General features: G+C 60.6%; 18 protein-coding genes. 13 read left to right on the top strand and 5 right to left on the bottom strand.

The genetic code is table 11. The annotated features are described in order from the left end of the window. Positions 1 to 213: 213 nt before the first annotated feature. A complete protein-coding gene (locus tag BW43_RS13715) occupies positions 214 to 1,212 on the top strand; it encodes an ATP-binding protein (RefSeq protein WP_032887081.1) in 999 nt (332 codons plus the stop codon). 53 nt (positions 1,213 to 1,265) lie between these two features. Continuing rightward, positions 1,266 to 1,868 (top strand): VWA domain-containing protein, encoded by a 603-nt coding sequence (locus BW43_RS13720; RefSeq protein ID WP_032887080.1) that lies wholly within the window; start codon positions 1,266 to 1,268, stop codon positions 1,866 to 1,868. Positions 1,869 to 1,995: 127 nt separating this feature from the next. On the opposite strand, the gene BW43_RS13725 is transcribed toward BW43_RS13720, so the two are convergent. Continuing rightward, positions 1,996 to 2,943, bottom strand: coding sequence for a DUF1853 family protein (locus tag BW43_RS13725; RefSeq protein ID WP_032887077.1), 948 nt, complete (start codon positions 2,941 to 2,943; stop codon positions 1,996 to 1,998). 156 nt (positions 2,944 to 3,099) lie between these two features. Here BW43_RS13725 and BW43_RS13730 point away from each other — a divergent pair, with 156 nt between their 5' ends. The 8 genes from BW43_RS13730 (at position 3,100) to BW43_RS13765 (ending at position 11,407) form a co-directional block, all read left to right on the top strand. Then, positions 3,100 to 3,990, top strand: coding sequence for an NAD(+) kinase (locus BW43_RS13730; protein WP_032887076.1), 891 nt, complete (start codon positions 3,100 to 3,102; stop codon positions 3,988 to 3,990). Beyond that, positions 3,987 to 4,961 carry a metallophosphoesterase gene (locus BW43_RS13735; RefSeq protein ID WP_371260727.1) on the top strand — a complete coding sequence of 325 codons (975 nt, stop codon included), beginning with the start codon at positions 3,987 to 3,989 and terminating at the stop codon, positions 4,959 to 4,961. The genes BW43_RS13730 and BW43_RS13735 overlap by 4 nt, the downstream gene beginning before the upstream one ends. Continuing rightward, positions 4,958 to 5,827 carry a rhomboid family intramembrane serine protease gene (locus BW43_RS13740; RefSeq protein ID WP_032887072.1) on the top strand — a complete coding sequence of 290 codons (870 nt, stop codon included), beginning with the start codon at positions 4,958 to 4,960 and terminating at the stop codon, positions 5,825 to 5,827. Before BW43_RS13735 ends, BW43_RS13740 begins: the two co-directional genes overlap by 4 nt. 14 nt (positions 5,828 to 5,841) lie before the next feature. Further along, the gene (locus tag BW43_RS13745) at positions 5,842 to 6,102 is read left to right on the top strand and encodes a YeaC family protein (RefSeq protein WP_032887070.1); all 261 of its coding nucleotides are present in this window, start codon (positions 5,842 to 5,844) and stop codon (positions 6,100 to 6,102) included. Beyond that, positions 6,099 to 6,929 (top strand): DUF2797 domain-containing protein, encoded by an 831-nt coding sequence (locus tag BW43_RS13750; RefSeq protein ID WP_032887068.1) that lies wholly within the window; start codon positions 6,099 to 6,101, stop codon positions 6,927 to 6,929. Before BW43_RS13745 ends, BW43_RS13750 begins: the two co-directional genes overlap by 4 nt. A gap of 13 nt (positions 6,930 to 6,942) precedes the next feature. Continuing rightward, entirely contained in the window at positions 6,943 to 9,600 is a 2,658-nt protein-coding gene (gene pepN / locus BW43_RS13755; RefSeq protein ID WP_032887067.1) for an aminopeptidase N, read from the top strand. A gap of 39 nt (positions 9,601 to 9,639) precedes the next feature. Then, positions 9,640 to 10,743 carry a cell division protein ZapE gene (zapE, locus tag BW43_RS13760; protein ID WP_032887064.1) on the top strand — a complete coding sequence of 368 codons (1,104 nt, stop codon included), beginning with the start codon at positions 9,640 to 9,642 and terminating at the stop codon, positions 10,741 to 10,743. A gap of 172 nt (positions 10,744 to 10,915) precedes the next feature. Further along, positions 10,916 to 11,407 carry a GNAT family N-acetyltransferase gene (locus BW43_RS13765; protein ID WP_032887063.1) on the top strand — a complete coding sequence of 164 codons (492 nt, stop codon included), beginning with the start codon at positions 10,916 to 10,918 and terminating at the stop codon, positions 11,405 to 11,407. Positions 11,408 to 11,507: 100 nt separating this feature from the next. Here the strand turns inward: BW43_RS13765 and BW43_RS13770 are convergent, their stop codons facing one another. From BW43_RS13770 to BW43_RS28955, 4 genes are all read right to left on the bottom strand, one after another. Beyond that, a complete protein-coding gene (locus BW43_RS13770; RefSeq protein ID WP_032887062.1) occupies positions 11,508 to 11,717 on the bottom strand; it encodes a hypothetical protein in 210 nt (69 codons plus the stop codon). Positions 11,718 to 11,861: 144 nt separating this feature from the next. After that, a complete protein-coding gene (locus BW43_RS13775) occupies positions 11,862 to 14,090 on the bottom strand; it encodes a TonB-dependent siderophore receptor (protein WP_032887061.1) in 2,229 nt (742 codons plus the stop codon). Between the two features lie 114 nt (positions 14,091 to 14,204). After that, positions 14,205 to 15,962, bottom strand: coding sequence for a phosphoethanolamine transferase CptA (locus tag BW43_RS13780; RefSeq protein WP_032887059.1), 1,758 nt, complete (start codon positions 15,960 to 15,962; stop codon positions 14,205 to 14,207). Positions 15,963 to 16,123: 161 nt separating this feature from the next. Further along, positions 16,124 to 16,303: a DUF6026 family protein gene (locus BW43_RS28955; protein ID WP_256226376.1), complete on the bottom strand. Its 180-nt coding sequence runs from the start codon at positions 16,301 to 16,303 to the stop codon at positions 16,124 to 16,126. A gap of 272 nt (positions 16,304 to 16,575) precedes the next feature. Here BW43_RS28955 and gnd point away from each other — a divergent pair, with 272 nt between their 5' ends. The 3 genes from gnd to BW43_RS13795 are packed head-to-tail and all read left to right on the top strand — an operon-like array spanning position 16,576 to position 19,900. Further along, positions 16,576 to 17,559, top strand: a complete 984-nt coding sequence (gene gnd, locus BW43_RS13785) for a phosphogluconate dehydrogenase (NAD(+)-dependent, decarboxylating) (RefSeq protein WP_032887058.1) — start codon at positions 16,576 to 16,578, stop codon at positions 17,557 to 17,559. After that, positions 17,556 to 19,079 (top strand): glucose-6-phosphate dehydrogenase, encoded by a 1,524-nt coding sequence (gene zwf / locus BW43_RS13790; RefSeq protein WP_032887056.1) that lies wholly within the window; start codon positions 17,556 to 17,558, stop codon positions 19,077 to 19,079. Before gnd ends, zwf begins: the two co-directional genes overlap by 4 nt. Then, complete coding sequence (locus tag BW43_RS13795; protein WP_032887055.1) at positions 19,076 to 19,900, top strand: Cof-type HAD-IIB family hydrolase; 825 nt, start codon at positions 19,076 to 19,078, stop codon at positions 19,898 to 19,900. The genes zwf and BW43_RS13795 overlap by 4 nt, the downstream gene beginning before the upstream one ends. The last annotated feature ends 20 nt before the right edge of the window (positions 19,901 to 19,920 follow it).

Genomic DNA, 19,920 nt, shown 5'->3' with positions numbered 1-19,920 from the left:
GCCGTTGTGGCGGGCGGTGCTGTTGTGGTGAGCGGGCTTGCCCCGCGTTGGGCTGCGAAGCGGCCCCAAAACATAGCCCCGGAGCTGCCTGGCAGACTGCGGCGCTTCTATTGGGGCTGCTTCGCAGCCCAACGCGGGGCAAGCCCGCTCGCCACAAGAAGCGGGCTCGTGACAGGGTGATTACGTGTACAGCAGAATTTAAAGAGAGACCGGATGACCGATATTCCCCATTTCCCGCTGTCCGCCGTGGTCGGCGCCGACGACCTGAAACTGGCGCTGTGCCTGACCGCCATCGACCCGAAGATCGGCGGTGTGCTGATCGAAGGCCCGCGTGGCATGGCCAAGTCCACACTGGCCCGTGGCCTGGCGGACCTGCTTGCGAGCGGTCAATTCGTCACCTTGCCGTTGGGTGCGACCGAGGAGCGACTGGTCGGTACCCTGGACCTCGACGCTGCGCTGGGCGAGGGCCGCGCGCAGTTTTCCCCCGGTGTATTGGCCAAGGCCGATGGCGGCGTGTTGTATGTCGATGAAGTCAACTTGCTGGCCGACCACTTAGTGGACCTGTTGCTGGACGTGGCGGCCAGCGGCACCAATCTGATCGAGCGTGACGGCATCTCCCATCGCCATAGCGCGCGTTTTGTGCTGATCGGCACGATGAACCCGGAAGAGGGTGAGTTGCGTCCGCAGTTACTCGACCGTTTCGGTTTTAACGTGGCCTTGAGTGGGCAGACCTTGCCAGCCGAGCGTGGCCAGATCATTCGCCGTCGCCTGGATTTCGACAGCGATCCTGTCGCGTTCTGCGCCCAGTGGGCCGAGCCCCAGGCGGCCTTGCGCGAGCGTTGCACCCAGGCTCGGGCACGGCTCGACAGTATCGCGCTGGATGACCAGGCCCTGGCGCAGATTACCGAGCGTTGCTTTGCTGCGGGCGTCGACGGCTTGCGCGCGGACTTGGTCTGGCTGCGCGGCGCCAGGGCCCATGCGGCGTGGCGCGGCGCTGATGAAATTGCCGAGGAGGATATTGAAGCCGTGGCTGAGTTTGCCCTGCGCCACCGTCGCCAGGAACAGTCGCCGCCTGCCAGTCCGCCGCCTGAAGGCCAGTCGCCCAAGTCCAGCGAGGTTTCGCCGGGTCAAGGCCAATGGGGTGACATGCCCGCGCCGCCGCTGCCCACCGGCGCACGTCGCGAAGTGCCCAGCTGGCCAAAAAAGCCCTAGGCATTCGCCCCCGACCTGACGCGGGGGCGGATGCCCGGCCCAAGGCAGGGCGACTGGACAGAGGCAGGCAGGGCAAGGCGCGCAGCGCGCAACAGGGTTCGATCAACTGGCCGGGCACCTTGCTTGGCGGCCGACCGCACTCCCGTGAGGATTTGCTGTTTCACCTGCGCAGCCGTTCTGCCCAGCAATTGTGGCTGGTGATTGTCGACGCATCGGCCTCTACTCGGCGCCATCACGCGTTGACCGATGCCAAGGGCTTGCTGGCCCAGCTGTTTGATGACGCGTACCGACAACGGGCGCGCATGGCATTGCTGACCGCCAGCGGGCAGGCGCCCAAATGGCAGGTGCAGGGCTTGAAGGCGGCGAAAGGCTTGGCAGGCTGGCTGGATCAGCTCGGCGCGGGCGGTGGCACCCCATTGCTGGCCGCATTGACCGAGGCCGGGCAGTGGCTGACGGCTCGGCGCAGGCGTTATCCGGCTGAGGAGCAGCGTTTATTGGTGATCACCGATGGACGCCTCAAGGACATCGCCGCGTTGCCGTCGTTGGAGTGTTCAGGGTTGCTGGTGGATATCGAGCGCGGGCCAATCAGGCTGGGCCGGGCCGAGGCGCTGGCGGCCGGGTTGCAGTTGGATTATCGGCATATCGATAATTTGTAGTGGCGGTGTCGCCGCTATCGGGGGCAAGCCGCCTCCCACATTTGACCGAGTACACCCTTTTGGAGTGCGGTCAGTGGTGAGAGGGGGCTTGCCCCCGATGAGGCACTCACAGACACCACACACTCCATCAGCCAGCCCCTGGCACATTCGGCCAAAGATCCGCCACCAGGAACAACCGCTCGGCTTCCTCCCAATCCTCGCCGCTCTGCACCATGCGCACGAGCAACTGCGCGGGCGCCATCGGATCGAGCTCCCTCAGCCAATGCTGCATCTGTTCTTCACTCCACACTTCATCCGCCGAGTAGTGCGCCGGCGCCAGCCACGCATGCCGGGGCAATGGTTGCCAGCGACCTGGCGCGCTGGCGCTGACAAAATCCTGCCAATCACGCTGATGCAACCAGCGCCCCCGTAAATGCTGCGGATGGGCGCCGTGGGGCGCTTCGGCCAGTCCAGGCCAGGGATAGAGCAAATACCCGCCGAGCCACAAATGCGCATCGAACTGCTGGATATCCAGCGCCGCCAGTGCTTCGCGGCTTTCCGGACGCGCCGAAATAGGCAATTGATGCTGGGCAAGATGCGCCAACTTGCGGTCCAGTCGGTCATGGCAGCCCGGCCCCAGCCACTGCGCCGGGTTCTCGCCATTACCCGCCTGCGGCCCGAGATAGAGCTTGATTGCCAGTTCCAGGTGATGCACGCCATCGCGGTCGCGCAGCAACATGTCCAACTCACCCAGGGTATGCCCGGCGCGGCGGATCGGCAGGTTGGCGGCGAGCAACTCCACGCCCGGCGCATGCTGCACGGCGAATTGCCAAAGTCGCTCGTAGTACAGGCCCAGGCGGCGGGTGCGGGCCAGGCTTAACCAGTGCTGCAAGTCACGGCTGTCCTGGTCCAGTTGCCGCAGCCAGCGTTCCAGACGCTCGGGCGCCTGCACCCAGTCGCTGCCGGCCAGTGGATGGCGCTGCGGCCAAGGCGTCTGCGCGAGCATCGGCGGGGCGAGCACCACCCACGCCAGGTCGCGCACCTCAGGGTGACGCAATTGGCGGGGTAAGCTGTGCAGGTCGGGGAATACGGTCATGGTCCGAGCATAGCCTTTTAATGCGGGCGCAGGATGAGCAGAAGCCCTGAGAACCATTGTCATCAAGGCTTGGCGATGACAAAGGATTTTGTCTGAGGCGGCCTTTCGCCCATAATCGTTTCTTTTTTGCCACACCCCATATCCCGCAGGAGCCCCATGGAGCACTTTCGCAATATCGGCATTATCGGTCGCCTGGGCAGTACCCAGGTGCTGGACACCGTCCGCCGGCTGAAAAAATTCCTGCTGGATCGCCACCTGCACGTGATCCTCGAAGACACCATCGCCGAGATTCTTCCTGGCCACGGCCTGCAAACCTCGTCGCGCAAAATGCTCGGCGAAGTGTGCGACATGGTCATCGTGGTGGGCGGCGACGGTAGCCTGCTCGGTGCCGCGCGGGCGTTGGCGCGGCATAACGTGCCGGTGCTGGGGATCAACCGGGGCAGCCTGGGTTTTCTCACCGATATCCGCCCCGATGAACTGGAAGTCGAAGTGGCCAAGGTGCTCGACGGCCACTACCTGGTGGAAAACCGCTTCCTGTTGCAAGCCGAAGTGCGCCGCCACGGCGAAGCCATCGGCCAGGGCGATGCTCTCAACGATGTGGTGCTTCACCCCGGTAAATCCACGCGGATGATCGAGTTCGAGTTGTACATCGACGGCCAGTTCGTGTGCAGCCAGAAGGCTGACGGCCTGATCGTCGCCACGCCCACCGGTTCCACGGCCTACGCGCTGTCGGCCGGCGGGCCGATCATGCATCCCAAGCTGGATGCCATTGTGATCGTGCCGATGTATCCCCATATGTTGTCGAGCCGACCGATTGTGGTCGATGGCAACAGTGAGCTGAAAATCGTGGTGTCCAAAGACATGCAAATCTACCCGCAGGTTTCCTGTGACGGGCAGAACCACTTCACCTGCGCCCCCGGTGACACCATCACCGTGAGCAAAAAGGCGCAGAAGCTGCGGTTGATCCACCCGCTGGACCACAACTATTACGAAGTGTGCCGCACCAAGTTGGGCTGGGGCAGCCGCTTGGGGGGTGGAGGCGACTGATGCTCGATCCCGCGCGTAGCTACGACCTGATTGGTGACGTGCACGGTTGCGCTCATACCCTTGAGCACTTGCTCGACCAAATGGGTTACCACAAGCAGGGCGGCACCTGGCGCCATCCGTCGCGCATGGCGGTGTTCCTCGGCGATATCATCGACCGTGGCCCACGCATCCGCGAGGCGCTGCATATCGTCCACGACATGGCCGAGGCCGGCCAGGCGCTGTGCATCATGGGCAACCACGAGTTCAACGCTCTGGGCTGGACTACGCCGGCGCCACCGGGCAGTGGCAAGCAGTTCGTGCGTGAGCACAACCCACGGCATGCGCGGTTGATTCAAGAGACCCTGACCCAGTTCGAACACCACCCGGCCGACTGGCACGACTTCCTCGGCTGGTTCTACGACATGCCGCTGTTTGTCGATGCCGGGCGTTTCCGCGTGGTGCATGCGTGCTGGGACGACGGCTTTATCACGCCGCTGCGTGCGACCTTCCCGGATGGCTGCATCGACCAGCACTTCCTGCAGGCCGCTGCCGTCCCTGGCAGTTTTGCCTGCAACGCCTTTGACCGCCTGCTGCGCGGCACCGACATGCGCCTGCCCGATGGCCTGACGCTCACCGGTGGCGACGGTCTGACGCGTTCGTTCTTCCGCACCAAGTTCTGGGAAGACGACCCGAAGACTTACGGCGACATCGTGTTCCAGCCCGACGCACTGCCCGAACCGGTGGCGCGCACGCCGCTGTCCTCAAGTGAAAAAAATTCACTGCTGCGCTATGGCGTCGACGAGCCGTTGCTGTTCGTCGGCCACTACTGGCGCAGCGGCAAACCGGCGCCGATCCGCGACAACCTGGCTTGCCTGGACTACAGCGCAGTGCTGTACGGCAAGCTGGTGGCGTATCGCCTGGATCAGGAAACCCGCCTCGATCCACGTAAATTCGTATGGGTCGATGTTGAGCGGCCCGAGGTCATCACATGAGTACCGTGGCTGTACTGCGCCTGCCCCTGAGTGTCGATCTGGGCGGCTTCGTCAAACTGCTGCAACGCATGCAAGTGCCCCATCGCGTCAGCGAAGAGGCGGGCGAGCAGGTGTTGTGGGTGCCCGAGACCATCAGCGACGACGTGCGCGTGCTGTACCAGCGGTTTCCCGCCGGTGACCCCGACCAGCAACTGGATATCCCTGAACAGGCGCCGATGACGCGTCCGAGTTTTGCCCAGCAAGTGCGTCACAGCCCGGTTACGGCGTCTGTGCTGCTGGCGAGCATTATCGTCGGCGCACTGACCTTGCTGGGGGACAACCTGCAAGCCGTCGCCTGGCTGACGTTTTTGCCGTTCCGCATCCTGGGCGAGTACATCCAATTCACGCCGCTGGCCGACAGTTTGGCGTCGGGGCAGTGGTGGCGGTTGGTTACGCCGATGTTGATCCACTTCGGCATCCTGCACCTGGCCATGAACGGCATGTGGTACTGGGAACTGGGACGGCGTATCGAAGCACGCCAGGGCAGTGTCAACTTGCTCGGTTTGACCGTGCTGTTCAGCCTGGTCTCCAACTACGCTCAATACGCTTACGGTGGCCCCGGTTTGTTCGGCGGGTTGTCGGGCGTGCTGTATGGCCTGCTCGGGCATTGCTGGATCTTTCATTTACTCTCGCCGAATCCTGCTTATCGCCTGCCCCGTGGCGTGCTGGCGATGATGCTGATTTGGCTGGTGCTCTGCATGTCGGGGCTGGTCTCTATGATCGGCTTCGGCGAAATCGCCAACGCAGCCCACGTGGGCGGCCTGGTTATCGGTTGCCTCACCGGTTTGCTGGGTGGGCTGTACAGCCGCCGCAAATCGTCTATTTGATAAGGAAGAGCCTAATGTCCTCTTTTGCTGAAATGATCGAAAACATCACCCCGGACATCTACGAGAGCCTCAAGCTCGCCGTGGAAATCGGCAAGTGGTCCGATGGCCGCAAGCTCACCGCCGAACAGCGTGAACTGTCCCTGCAAGCGATGATCGCCTGGGAAATCCAGAACTTGCCGGAAGACCAGCGCACCGGCTACATGGGCCCGCAGGAATGCGCGTCCAAATCCGAGCCGGTGGCGAACATCCTGTTCAAGTCGGATGCGATCCATTGATTGAAATTGGTCGCGGTGCAGTCAGCAAAATGTCGGCGCAACTCGGTGAGCCGACCGTTCAATACGCGTTTCGCCTGGGCGAGACCGAGGTGCCGGTCAACCCATTGATCGGTACCCATATCCGCCTGGAGTACCTCGGCGCCATCCATTGCAGCCATTGCGGCCGCAAGACCAAGACCAGCTTCAGCCAGGGTTATTGCTACCCGTGCATGACCAAGCTGGCCCAGTGCGACCTGTGCATCATGAGCCCCGAGCGTTGCCATTACGACGCCGGCACTTGCCGTGATCCAGGCTGGGGCGAGAAATTTTGCATGACCGACCACGTGGTTTACCTGGCCAATTCATCGGGGATCAAGGTCGGCATCACGCGCGCCACCCAACTGCCGACGCGCTGGCTGGACCAGGGCGCGAGCCAGGCGTTGCCGATCCTGCGAGTTGCCACGCGCCAGCAGTCCGGCTTCGTCGAAGACGTGCTGCGCAGCCAGGTGGCCGACAAGACCAACTGGCGTGCATTGCTCAAGGGCGACGCACAACCCGTAGACCTCAAGCAGGTGCGTGACGAACTGTTCGCCTCCTGCGCCGAAGGCTTGGAAAACCTGCAGGAACGCTTTGGCCTGCAAGCCATCCAACCGGTGACCGACATCGAGCCGATTGAGATTCGCTACCCGGTGGAGCAGTATCCGGCCAAGATCGTCAGCTTCAACCTGGACAAGAATCCGATTGCCGAAGGCACGCTGCTGGGGATCAAGGGCCAATACCTGATCTTCGACACCGGCGTTATCAATATTCGTAAGTACACGGCCTACCAACTCGCCGTGCACCAGTAGAAGGATGCCACCCATGCGCACCGAACAACCGAAGATGATTTACCTGAAGGATTATCAGGCGCCGGACTACCTGATCGATGAGACGCACCTGACCTTCGAGTTGTTCGAGGACCACAGCCTGGTCCACGCGCAGCTGGTGATGCGCCGTAACCCCGAGCGTGGCGCGGGCCTGCCGCCGTTGGTGCTCGATGGCCAGCAGTTGGAGCTGGTGAGCGTGAACCTGGCCGACCAGGAACTGACGGACGCTGACTACCAACTGACTGATAGCCACCTGACCGTGCACCCGACGGCGGCGACCTTTACCCTCGATACCACGGTCAAGATCCACCCGGAAACCAATACCGCTCTGGAAGGCTTGTACAAATCCGGCAGCATGTTTTGCACCCAATGCGAGGCCGAGGGCTTCCGCAAAATCACCTATTACCTCGACCGCCCGGATGTGATGAGCACCTTCACCACCACGGTGATCGCCGAGCAGCACAGCTACCCGGTGCTGCTGTCCAACGGCAACCCGATTGCCAGCGGCCCCGGTGAAGACGGCCGCCACTGGGCGACGTGGGAAGACCCGTTCAAGAAACCCGCTTATCTGTTTGCCCTGGTGGCCGGAGATTTGTGGTGCGTCGAAGACAGCTTCACCACCATGACCCAGCGCGAAGTGGCGTTGCGCATCTACGTCGAGCCAGAAAACATCGACAAGTGCCAGCACGCCATGACCAGCCTGAAGAAATCCATGCGCTGGGACGAAGAAACCTACGGCCGTGAGTACGACCTCGACATCTTTATGATCGTCGCGGTGAACGACTTCAACATGGGCGCCATGGAGAACAAGGGTCTCAATATCTTCAACTCCAGCGCCGTGCTGGCCCGCGCCGAAACCGCCACCGATGCCGCGCACCAGCGCGTCGAGGCCATCGTCGCCCACGAATACTTCCACAACTGGTCGGGCAACCGCGTGACCTGCCGCGACTGGTTCCAGCTGTCGCTCAAGGAAGGCTTCACCGTGTTCCGCGACTCCGGCTTCTCGGCTGACATGAACTCGGCCACGGTCAAGCGTATCCAGGACGTGGCGTACCTGCGGACTCACCAGTTCGCCGAAGACGCCGGCCCGATGGCCCATGCGGTGCGCCCGGACAGTTTTATCGAGATCTCCAACTTCTACACCCTGACTGTTTACGAAAAGGGTTCGGAAGTGGTCGGCATGATCCACACCTTGCTGGGCGCCGAAGGCTTCCGTAAAGGCAGCGACCTGTACTTCGAGCGCCACGACGGCCAGGCCGTGACCTGCGACGATTTCATCAAGGCCATGGAAGACGCCAACGGCGCCGACCTGAGCCAGTTCAAGCGCTGGTACAGCCAGGCCGGTACACCGCGTCTGGCGGTGAGCGAGTCGTACGATGCCGCGGCGAAGACCTACAGCCTGACCTTCCGCCAGAGCTGCCCGGCAACCCCGGACAAGGTCGAGAAACTGCCGTTCGTGATTCCAGTTGAGCTGGGCTTGCTGGACGGGAAGGGCGCCGGTATCGCCTTGCGCCTGGCCGGTGAAGCAGCGGCGGGCGGTACGTCCCGCGTGATTTCGGTGACTGAGGCCGAGCAGACGTTCACGTTTGTCGACATCGCTGAACAGCCGTTGCCGTCGCTGCTGCGCGGCTTCTCGGCGCCGGTGAAACTGAGCTTCCCGTACAGCCGCGATCAGTTGATGTTCCTGATGCAACACGACAGCGACGGCTTCAACCGCTGGGATGCCGGCCAGCAACTGTCGGTGCAGGTGTTGCAGGAACTGATTGGCCAGCATCAGGCGGGCCAGGCGCTGAAAATGGATCAACGCCTGATCGACGCGCTGCGTACGGTACTGAGCGACGAAAGTCTGGATCAGGCGATGGTCGCGGAAATGCTCTCGTTGCCTGGCGAAGCCTACCTGACAGAAATCAGCGAAGTGGCGGATGTGGATGCGATCCACGCCGCACGCGAATTTGCACGCAAGCAACTGGCCGACAACCTGTTCGAAGGGCTGTGGCTGCGTTATCAGGCCAATCGCGACCTGTCCAAGCAAACCCCATATGTGGCAGCGGCCGAGCACTTTGCCCGTCGCGCCTTGCAGAACATCGCCCTGTCGTACCTGATGCTCAGCGGCAAGCCTGAGGTGTTGGCGGCCACCCTGGAGCAGTTCGACACCAGTGACAACATGACCGAGCGCCTGACCGCGCTGGCGGTGCTGGTGAACTCACCGTTCGATGCGGAAAAAGCCCAGGCGTTGGCGGTGTTTGCCGAGAACTTCAAGGACAACCCGTTGGTGATGGACCAGTGGTTCAGTGTGCAGGCCGGCAGCACTTTGCCGGGCGGGCTGGCGCGGGTCCAGGCGTTGATGGAGCACCCGGCGTTCACGCTCAAAAACCCGAACAAAGTGCGTGCACTGATCGGCGCCTTTGCCGGGCAGAACCTGATCAACTTCCATGCGGCGGATGGCTCCGGCTACCGCTTCCTGGCGGATCTGGTGATTCAGTTGAATGGCTTCAACCCGCAGATTGCGTCGCGCCAGTTGGCGCCGTTGACCCGCTGGCGTAAATACGACAGCGCGCGACAGGCGCTGATGAAGGCCGAGCTGGAGCGCATTCGTGGTTCGGGCGAGCTGTCGAGCGATGTGTTCGAGGTGGTCAGTAAGAGCCTTGCGTAAGTTCGAAGGTTAAGAAAACGGCCTGTCAGGAGTGCGTGCATGACTTTCGACTCGCCTCTCGCTGCCTATCAACACGCCATCGCCCAACAGGGCTTCGTCTCTGACGATGCCCAGCGGCGGGCGGTGGATGCCCTTCAAGCCTGCCATGAGGCTCTACACCAAGGGCGTGCACCGGTCACCGGTGTCTACCTGTGGGGGCCGGTGGGTCGGGGCAAAACCTGGTTGATGGACCAGTTCTACCAGAGCCTGCGAGTGCCGGCGCGGCGTCAGCACTTTCATCACTTCATGGGGTGGGTGCATCAGCGTTCATTCGAGCTTACTGGCACCGCCGACCCGTTGCAGGCCCTAGCGCGAGAGCTGAGCAGGGCGGTGCGCGTACTCTGCTTTGACGAGTTGTTCGTCAATGACATCGGGGACGCGATTATCCTGGGTCGGTTGTTCCAGGTGATGTTCGAGGAAGGTGTGGTGATGGTCTGCACCTCCAACCAGCCTCCCGACCAACTGTATGCCGATGGCTTCAACCGCGAACGGTTTTTTCCGGGTATCGCAGCGATCAAGCAGCATATGCGGGTGGTGGCGGTGGACGGCGGTGAAGACCATCGTTTGCATCCAGGTGTCGGCATGCAGCGTTATTGGGTGAATCAGCCCGAGGCGCTTGCGACTGTCTTCACGCAATTGGCAGAAGGGCAGGTGGTGAGCCACGAGCCGGTCGTTGTCGGTCACCGTAGCATCGTGACGGTGCGGTCCAGTGACAGCGTGCTTTGGTGTCGTTATGCCGACCTGTGCGAACAACCCTTGGCCGCTATGGACTTCATGCTGCTGTGTGATCGCTTCAAGGCGATTTTACTTGGCGAGGTGCCTGACCTGAGTGCGCAGCAGCGCCCGGGCCGGATTGCCCGAGGCACCGAAGACGGCGCCCAGCGGGTGGTGGCGGGTGATCGCGAATTGCCGCAGTTGTCGGTGCACGACGACAGCGTGCGTCGGTTCATCGCCCTGGTGGATGAGTGCTACGACCGCAAGGTGCCCCTGTTCATCGAGGCCCGAGTGCCGCTGGAGCGCCTCTATACCCAGGGCTACCTGGAGTTTCCCTTCCGCCGCACCCTGAGCCGGCTGCAGGAGATGCAATTGCAGCGTTTCGGCTAAGGCGTGCAGGGCAACCTCCTAAATCTGCCGCCAGCGCTTTTTCGTCGGCATGAACCTCGCGCTTTCTGGCAGATATTTGTAGTTTTTCTCCTTCATCTACCGCCGACTCCACGCTTACAATCGAGCCCCTCAAAGGGAGCCGATTCCCTTGTTGTCGTGATCGAGGAAGGCAATGGAAACCCCAGATATCCTGGTGCTGCAAGCCAGCTACACCAACCCCGTGCACGCTGAAGCCATAGGCCGCGTGCTCAACCACTACGCACAAGACCCCATGGGCGGAAGCCATAGCCTGCCCGCTGACCTTCTAGAGCAACTGCCGGCCGAATTGGCCAAGCGCCCCCATGCCTTCAGTGTGCTGGCGTTCGTAGGTGGCGTGCCGGCGGGGCTGGTGAATTGTTTTGAAGGGTTCTCCACCTTTGCCTGCCGTCCACTGGTCAACATTCATGACGTGGTGGTGATGAATGAGTTCCGCGGCCTGGGCCTGAGTCAGAAAATGCTGCAAAAGGTCGAGGAAGTTGCCCGCCAGCGCGGTTGCTGCAAGATCACCCTGGAGGTGCTTGAGGGTAATGCTATCGCTCAGTCGGCGTATCGAAAGTTTGGCTTTGATGATTCAAAGTTTGATCCGGCTCATGGCCGCATGCTGTTCTGGAACAAGCCGCTTTAATAAATAACAGGCAAAAAAAGGGCGCCATTAAATGGCGCCCAATAAACCTTTGCCAACGGAGCGGAATGGCCCAGGGTGTTGCGGATTAACTAAACATTAATTAACTCTTCGGTTGTTCCTGATTGGTGGTGCTGGTCTTGGAAGACGTGTCGTCGGCGGATGCTGTTTGCTCGTTAGTGCCGTGAACCTTCTGCTGCATGAAAGTGAAGTTGTTGTAGTACTCCTTCGCACGCTCCGAGCCATCTTCTGCAAAAGCGGCGGCGGAGGTTAGGGTCATCAGGCTGGCAAGCATCAAAGTAGAGAGTTTCATCGGGGTATTCTCATTAAGTGTGATCGGTTATCCGTTCTGTCCTTGAGCAGATTCATGGGGCGATTTTGCAGCGATCTTATTAAGTGGGAATTAACTCGAGAAACGTCCGAAGTTAACAATTTCGTTAACTTCGGGTTGTGCGCTTTAAAGTCTCCAGTCCAAGGCCAACGTAATGGCGCGCGGGTCACCCCAGTACACGCCGTTATAGAAGCCGACACGCTCGTAATATTTTTTATCAAACAGGTTGTTGACGTTAAGCGACGCTGAAACATGGTCGTCGAATTGATAGCGGGACATGAGGTTAACCACGGTGTAGGCCTGCTGCGTGATTTTTGCCCGGGTGGTGATCGGGTCGCCATCGGTATCGCGCGCACCGGTCGGTCGATTGCTGAAATCATAGAAATCGCTTTGCCAGTTCACGGCGCCGCCGACGGTGAGGTTGCGCCATGTACCCGGCAGGCGGTAAGCGCTGGATACTTTCAGCAGGTTCAGCGGCTGACCCGTGTTATTGCGGTTGCCCGAACCGTTGACCGAATGGGTGTAGGTGTAGCCTGCCGTGAGGTTCCAGTCGGGCATCACTTCCCCGGACGCTTCCAGTTCGAAGCCGTTCACTTTGTTGCCTTTGCCGCCTGACTTGTAATATTCCTCGCCGGTCCTTGGGTTGCGTGGCACCGAGTAATCGCGCTCGGCAACGTTGTCCTGGGTACTCCAGAAATACGCCGCCGCCAGGTTCAGGCGCTCTTGCAGCACGCTCCCCTTGATGCCCACTTCGTAGTTGCTGCCCACCACCGGCTCAAGGAATTTCTTGTTGGCATCCTTGAGGCTTTGGGGTTTGAAAATATCGGTGTAGCTGGCGTAGACGGTGTACTCCGGTGTTATGTCGTAAAGCAGCCCGGCATAGGGCGTCCACATGTCGTTGTGGGTCTGGCTGGTTTTGCCAGCGGCGGTCAGTTGGTCGTTGTCGTCGTATCGGGGGGCCGCGCTTTTCAGTTCCCAACTGCCATAGCGGCTGCCCAGTACCGCATGCAGGCGGTCGGTGAGACTCAGTCGCGTGGCCAGGTAGCCGGCCTTCTGTTCCTTGCTGCTGTGTTCGCCTTTGAGGCCGGTGACGGTGTCGCCGAACTTAGCGATCCCGCCCATGTATTTCCAGTCTTCAATGCTGTAGTAGCCGGCTGGGATGTTCTCGCGCATAAACGGCGAATTGTCCCGTTGCGCGGCCTCGCCGTAGCCCATCATCAAGGCGTGTTCGCGGCCCAGCAACTGATAGCTGCCGGCCAGGTTGAGGTCGATGGCTTCCATCCGCGAGGTGCCGCGCATGTGGCTCGCCCAGGCGGTCATGCCGCTGCGGTCGTCGTTGGGGAAACCCGAGCCGCCGTAGTAGACCTTGCCATCTGTGTCGCTCTGGCGATGGGTGTAGGCGGCTTTGATATGCCAATCGCCACCCAGTCGATGTTCGAGGGTCGCGAAAGTGGTCTTGTCCGTCAGCGGCCAGGAACTCCAGTGCGCGGCCATGTTGGTGGAGCGCGACAGCCCGGCCTTGCCGCCCTGGCTGTTCCAGTACGGCACGGTGCCCCAGGACGTGCCCTGGACTTGTTTGTTCTGGTAATCAAAACCTACGGCCAGCACGGTGTCGTCTGACAGATCGCCTTCGAGAATGCCGTAGCCGACCTCCCGCTGTAGCTCATAGTTGTCACGGAAGGATTGGCTGTCGCGATAGGCCAGCACGGTACGCCCGCGCAACTTGCCGTCGAACGCCAGCGGGCCGCCCACGTCCACGTAGCTGTAATAGTTGTCATGGCTGCCCGCGCTTACGCCGGTTTTCGCCTGCCACTGGGCGGTGGGGCGCTTGCGCACCATGTTGATAGTGGCTGAAGGGTCGCCCGCTCCGGTGGTCAGGCCCGTGGCGCCGCGCACCACTTCGATGTGGTCGTAGATGATGGTGTCAGCGTCGGACTTCATGTAGCCGAAGGTGTTGAGCATCCCATCAATCTGGAAATTGGTGATGCCATAGCCGCGAGAGGAGTAGGACACGCGGTCTGAGTCGTTGTGCTGCACGTTGATACCGGTGGTCTGGCGCAGCACGTCGGTCAAGGTATTGAGATTGAAATCGTCCATCTGCTGGCGCGTGATCACCGAAATCGACTGCGGGGTTTCTTTCACGGATAGGTTGAGGCGGGTGGCGGTGCTCATCGAACCGGTGGTGTAGGCACCGGTGTGCTCAGTGGTCGCGCCCAGGCCTTCGGCGGTGATGCGGGTGGCGCCGAGTTCGAGTTGGGTCTGTTCGGGGTCGGTTTCAGCCAGCAGGTCCGGGCTCAGCGCTGCGCTGCACAGGCCGAGCGTGAGGGTCATGGAACGGGTAATTGGCGCGAACATCGCGTGAGACTCCTTGTCGTCTTTGCGGCCACCCCGGAAAGGGAAGGCCTTGGCTCAAAGACGAAAGGAGGAGCGGAACTTTAGGGTTAAACGAGAATGATTGTTATCTTTCTGTTACGAACCCGGCGCTTCCTGGAGCACCACATCGGTCGGGCCAACCTTCTTCGGCTTGATCAGGCTGAAGTCGATCAGGGCCTTCTGCTGGCGCAAGTACGGGTTGCCGATCAGTTGCGGACGTGCTTTGAAACTGTCGCTCACCAGGCTTTTGCTGCGGTCGATTTCATCGGAGCTCAACCCGGCCAGGTCGGCCCAGGTGTGGATCAACTGCGAGCTGGTGTAAGGGCGTTGCAGATCGCCGGCGAAACTCCAGTCATGGCTCTCACGCCATTTCGGCGAGGCATAGGCCATGAAGGGAATGGTGTACATCGGCGCAGTCGGTTTGCCTTCGTTACGCCCCAGTGTGGCGTGGCCGGCGGAGTCGAATACGTCTTCACCGTGGTCGGACAGGTATAGCAGGAAGCCGTTTGGATCGGTCTTGGCGTAATCCTTGATCAGGCTCGACACTACGAAGTCGTTATACAGCACGGCATTGTCGTAGCTGTTGTAGGTGGGCAATTGATCATCGCTGATGCCTGCCGGTACGCCTTGGCGATCGGTGAATTTGTCGAACGTCGGCGGGTAACGGTACTGGTAGCTCATGTGAGTGCCGAGCAGGTGCACCACAATGAACTTGCGCTCCGCTGGATCGGCCAGGGCCTTGGAGAATGGCGCGAGGACGTCACCGTCGTATTGGCGTGCGTTCTGGTTGCGGTTGTTGTTCAGGTACACCTGTTCGTCGGCCTGTTCGGAAAAGGTCGTGAGCATGGTGTTGCGCTTGGTCATGGTCTGCTGGTTGGTGATCCAGTAAGTCTTGTAGCCGGCCTGTTTCATCACGCTGACAATCGACGGGGTTTTCAGGTACAGGTCCGGGTTCTCTTCATCGGCGAACGTCAGCACCTGTTGCAGCGCTTCGATGGTGTAGGGGCGCGGGGTGATGACGTTGTCGAACACCGCCAGTTGGTCGCGCAGTTTGTCCAGTTCCGGCGTGGTGTTGCGCGGGTAACCGTAGAGGCTCATGCGCTGGCGGTTGGTGGATTCGCCGATGACCAACACCAGGGTCGAGGGCTGGCCGGCCATGGTGTCCTTGAGATTGGTCAAGGGCGCAATCTGGCTGGCGCTGTCGAGCATGCCTTGCATGTTGTCGAGTTGTTCGGTGTAGCGGCGATAGGCGACGATCATCTGCCAAGGCACGGCAGGCTCGATGCGCGATTCAAAGCGGTCGATGGCGTCGTCCAGGGTGTCGCTGCGGGCAATTTGCTTGACCAGCGGGTATCCGACAATGGCCACCAGGATCGCCGTTGCCGCCACCAGGGCTTGGCCGCGCGGCAGGTACACCGGTCGCACACGGGTCCACAGGAAAACTGCGACGGCGGTGTGGGCAATAAAGGCCAGCACGATCCACCAAGCGAAGTATTGGGTGGCGTATTCACCGGCTTCAGAGATGTTCGACTCGAACATGATGAAGATGACGCTTTGGGAAAACTCCTGCTGGTAGATGAAGAAGTAACCCAGGCTTGCCATGGAGCAGGCCCACAGCACCACGCCAATCAGGGCGGCGAGCAAGCGCGTACGGCGTGGGAAAACGAGCAGGGGGGCGAGCCACAGTGCGCTCATGAAGAACGCTTGGCGAAAACCACTGAAGCCGGACGTGCCGCTGAGCTGGATCAGCAGTTGTGTGATGCCGGAGAAGTACCAGAAAAACAGGAATAGCCAGCCAAGACCGGCCCAATCAAAGCCTTTCGCAGACTTAGTGCTGCGTTCGAACATCGCCATCCAGCGCTCCAACCCGGTAGTTTTTCAATCACGCGCAGGGCTGCGCGCAATAGAGGCCACCCTTGCATTGGGGTGGCCCTTGTGGGCGGGAGTATCGGGAAGTGCGTGTGAAAACTTTGTGAGATTTGTGTAGCCGTTATCTTACAAAGTCATGACAGGGCTCAGCAGAGCGCAGGTTGCGCGCCGTAAGGCTGATCCAGCTGGGCTTGAATGATATGAGCACGCAAGCGCATGACCTCCTGCTGCAACTGCTCGCGTTCGTCTTTCAACTGGCGCAGTTCATCGCGACGGAGCGTGACGTAGAGGGTCTGGGGAGGACGGGTCATCTGTGCAGTGCTCATTGCTTACCTCGCAAATAGCCGGTGTGTCGCGGTGTGCCAGAACGCTTGAGTCGAGGTTCTCGGCAACAGTCGGAAGCAATTCTGAATTCTTTTTCAGCGCAATGGAACTTTTTTATTTTTGGTGGTCCTGTGACTTTTGCTGCTGTGATGTTGAAACGATGGCAACTTTTTTGTCATGAAACTACATGGATCTGCCCCTGACTAACCCTCATTAGCCTCATTGCGCTATAAACTATGTCACACATTTATTTAGTAGTTAGGAGCATCAGCACATGCAACTGGGGATTATCGGACTAGGCCGCATGGGCGGGAATATTGCACGGCGCCTGATGCTCAATGGGCATACCACCGTTGTTTTCGACCGTAACGAAGCATTTGTCAAAGGCTTGAGCGAGGAGGGCGCCACTGGCGTTGCCGACTTGAAAGCCCTGGTTGCCGGGCTGCAAAAGCCTCGCGCCGTGTGGGTGATGTTGCCAGCAGGCGACCCCACTGAAAACACCATCAATGAACTCAGTGAGCTGCTTGAAGACGGTGACGTGATCATCGACGGCGGCAACACCAACTATAAGGATGACGTTCGTCGCGGCAAGGCGTTGGCGCAAAAGGGCCTGCACTACGTTGATGTCGGCACCTCTGGCGGCGTCTGGGGCCTGGAACGCGGCTATTGCATGATGATCGGTGGCGATACCGAGACCGTGCAACGCCTTGACCCTATCTTCGCCGCGCTGGCACCGGGCCTGGGCAATATCCCGCGCACCAAGGACCGTTCCGCCTCCGCAGATCCGCGCGCCGAGCAGGGTTATATCCACGCCGGTCCTGCCGGTTCCGGGCATTTCGTCAAGATGATCCACAACGGCATCGAGTACGGAATGATGCAGGCCTTCGCCGAAGGTTTTGACATCCTCAAGACCAAGAACTCGGACAACCTGCCGGAAGACCAGCGTTTCGACCTCAACGTTGCCGATATCGCCGAAGTCTGGCGCCGTGGCAGTGTGGTTTCGTCCTGGTTGCTGGACCTGACCGCCGACGCCCTGGCCACCGACCCGAAACTTGAAGGCTACTCGGGTTCCGTCGCCGACAGCGGCGAAGGCCGCTGGACCATCGAAGCCGCCATGGAACAAGCCGTGCCGGTACCGGTGCTGTCCACCTCGTTGTTCGCGCGGTTCCGCTCGCGCCAGCAGAGCACCTACGGTGACAAGATGCTGTCTGCCATGCGCTTCGGCTTTGGTGGTCATGTGGAGACTTCCAAAAAATGACCGCTAACGGCAAGAAACCCAAGGCCGAACCCGCACCCCCAACAACGCTGTTTCTGTTTGGCGCCCATGGCGATCTGGTCAAGCGCCTGCTCATGCCGGCGCTGTACAACCTCAGTCGTGATGGCCTGTTGGGCGATGGGCTGCGCATTGTAGGCGTTGATCACAACGCCATCAGCGATGCCGACTTCGCCAAGAAACTCGAGGATTTCATTCGCACCGAGGCTGCGAGCAAGGTCAAGGGTAATGGCGAGAACGCTTTGGACCCGGACTTGTGGGCGCAGTTGGCCAAAGGCATCAGCTACGTCGAGGGTGATTTCCTCGACGACAGCACCTACGCCGACATCGGCAAGAAAATCGCCGACAGCGGCACCGGCAACGCTGTGTTCTACCTGGCCACTGCGCCCCGCTTCTTCAGTGAAGTGGTGCAGCGCCTGGGCAGTGCCGGATTGTTGACGGAGACTGATGACAGCTTCCGGCGTGTGGTGATCGAAAAGCCGTTCGGCTCCGACCTCGCCACCGCCGAAGCGCTGAACGCCAGCTTGCTCAAGGTGATGAGCGAGAAGCAGATCTACCGCATTGACCATTATCTGGGTAAGGAAACCGTACAGAACATCCTGATCAGCCGTTTCTCCAACGTGCTGTTCGAGGCGTTCTGGAACAACCATTACATTGATCATGTGCAAATCACCGCCGCCGAAACCGTTGGTGTGGAAACCCGGGGTAATTTCTTCGAAAAAACCGGCACCCTGCGGGACATGGTGCCGAACCACCTGTTCCAGTTGTTGGCGATGGTGGCCATGGAGCCGCCCGCCGCATTTGGTGCCGACGCTGTGCGCGGTGAAAAGGCCAAGGTAATTGGCGCGGTACGGCCGTGGTCCCTGGAAGATGCGCGGGCCAACTCGGTGCGTGGGCAGTACACCGCTGGCGAAATCGGCGGCAAGTCGTTGCCGGGCTACCGGGAAGAAGCCAACGTCGCGCCCGACAGCAGCACCGAGACCTTCGTTGCCCTCAAGGTGATGATCGACAACTGGCGCTGGGTCGGTGTGCCGTTCTACCTGCGTACCGGTAAGCGCATGAGCGTGCGCGACACCGAAATCGTGATCTGCTTTAAACCGGCGCCTTATGCGCAGTTCCGCGATACCGAGGTTGATGAGCTCAAGCCCACCTACCTGAAAATCCAGATCCAGCCCAACGAAGGCATGTGGTTTGACCTGCTGGCTAAAAAGCCAGGGCCGACCCTCGATATGGCCAACATTCAGTTGGGCTTTGCCTACAAGGACTTCTTCGAGATGCAGCCGTCGACCGGGTACGAAACCCTGATCTACGACTGCATGACCGGCGATCAGACCTTGTTCCAGCGGGCCGACAATATCGAGAACGGCTGGCGTGCTGTGCAGCCATTTCTCGATGCGTGGAAGGAAGACGATGGAATCCAGGCTTACAAGGCCGGTGAAGACGGTCCTGCTGCTGCAGATGCGTTGCTTGCCCGCGATGGTCGCACTTGGCACACCCTGGGATGAGTGATGCCGCGATTCATCCCATCCGTTTCATCCTCAGCGACGTGGACGGCACGTTGCTGCACCCAGATCACCGTCTGAGCCAGCGTACGGTCGATGCGGTCAGTGCGTTGCGCGAGGCGGGGGTGTTTTTCAGCCTCGCCAGCGGGCGACCGCCCAAAGCCATGCTGCACCTGATCGAGACGTTCGGGATCGATGTGCCGGTAGCCGGTTTTAACGGCGGCACCTTGATCAACCCGGATGGCAGCATCCTGGTTGCCCACCATCTGCCGGCGGAGGCGGCGCTGGTCGCACTGGCGATGTTCTCGGCCGAGCCGGACGTGGAACCATGGGTATTTGCCGACGGTGATTGGCTGCGCCGTGGCCCGCCAGGCCCGATGGAACCGCGCGAAGCCCATGGCCTGGGGTATGGGCCAGTGGTGGTGGAGAGTTTCGAGCCGTACCTGGATCGGATCGACAAGATCGTCGCCGCCAGCAACAACGCGCAGTTGTTGGTGGAACTGGAGACGCGTTTACAGCCCAAGGTGCAAGGCCTGGCGCAGGTATCGCGTTCGCAACCGATTTATCTGGATGTGACGGCCATGCTGGCCAATAAAGGCGAGGCCTTGAAGACCCTGGCGGCGCACCTTGGGGTCCCGCTGGAGCAGACGGCGGCCATCGGCGATGGGGGAAATGACCCGGCGATGTTTCAGGTAGCCGGATTATCGATTGCCATGGGGCAGGCGGAAGAAACCGTCAAGCGCCAGGCCAATGTGGTCACCGGTAGTAATAGTGATGACGGTGCTGCAGAGGCAATCGAGCGGTTTATTCTCGCCGCGCAATAAACGTCTTAAGTTCAGTTGCC

Origin of the sequence: Pseudomonas sp. RIT357 (assembly GCF_000632245.1) — a bacterium.
In the GTDB taxonomy this organism is placed as follows: Bacteria; Pseudomonadota; Gammaproteobacteria; order Pseudomonadales; family Pseudomonadaceae; genus Aquipseudomonas; species Aquipseudomonas sivasensis.
The sequence above is the reverse complement of the archived record's forward strand: the minus strand, read 5'-3'. Positions and strand labels throughout refer to the sequence as shown.

Excerpts from the sequence above, each read along its gene's own strand:
- BW43_RS13715 (WP_032887081.1), top strand. The coding sequence starts at position 214 with ATGACCGATATTCCCCATTTCCCGCTGTCCGCCGTGGTCGGCGCCGAC.
- BW43_RS13725 (WP_032887077.1), bottom strand. The coding sequence starts at position 2,943 with ATGACCGTATTCCCCGACCTGCACAGCTTACCCCGCCAATTGCGTCAC.
- BW43_RS13730 (WP_032887076.1), top strand. The coding sequence starts at position 3,100 with ATGGAGCACTTTCGCAATATCGGCATTATCGGTCGCCTGGGCAGTACC.
- BW43_RS13740 (WP_032887072.1), top strand. The coding sequence starts at position 4,958 with ATGAGTACCGTGGCTGTACTGCGCCTGCCCCTGAGTGTCGATCTGGGC.
- BW43_RS13745 (WP_032887070.1), top strand. The coding sequence starts at position 5,842 with ATGTCCTCTTTTGCTGAAATGATCGAAAACATCACCCCGGACATCTAC.
- pepN (WP_032887067.1), top strand. The coding sequence starts at position 6,943 with ATGCGCACCGAACAACCGAAGATGATTTACCTGAAGGATTATCAGGCG.
- zapE (WP_032887064.1), top strand. The coding sequence starts at position 9,640 with ATGACTTTCGACTCGCCTCTCGCTGCCTATCAACACGCCATCGCCCAA.
- BW43_RS13765 (WP_032887063.1), top strand. The coding sequence starts at position 10,916 with ATGGAAACCCCAGATATCCTGGTGCTGCAAGCCAGCTACACCAACCCC.
- BW43_RS13770 (WP_032887062.1), bottom strand. The coding sequence starts at position 11,717 with ATGAAACTCTCTACTTTGATGCTTGCCAGCCTGATGACCCTAACCTCC.
- BW43_RS13775 (WP_032887061.1), bottom strand. The coding sequence starts at position 14,090 with ATGTTCGCGCCAATTACCCGTTCCATGACCCTCACGCTCGGCCTGTGC.
- BW43_RS13780 (WP_032887059.1), bottom strand. The coding sequence starts at position 15,962 with ATGGCGATGTTCGAACGCAGCACTAAGTCTGCGAAAGGCTTTGATTGG.
- BW43_RS28955 (WP_256226376.1), bottom strand. The coding sequence starts at position 16,303 with ATGAGCACTGCACAGATGACCCGTCCTCCCCAGACCCTCTACGTCACG.
- gnd (WP_032887058.1), top strand. The coding sequence starts at position 16,576 with ATGCAACTGGGGATTATCGGACTAGGCCGCATGGGCGGGAATATTGCA.
- zwf (WP_032887056.1), top strand. The coding sequence starts at position 17,556 with ATGACCGCTAACGGCAAGAAACCCAAGGCCGAACCCGCACCCCCAACA.
- BW43_RS13795 (WP_032887055.1), top strand. The coding sequence starts at position 19,076 with ATGAGTGATGCCGCGATTCATCCCATCCGTTTCATCCTCAGCGACGTG.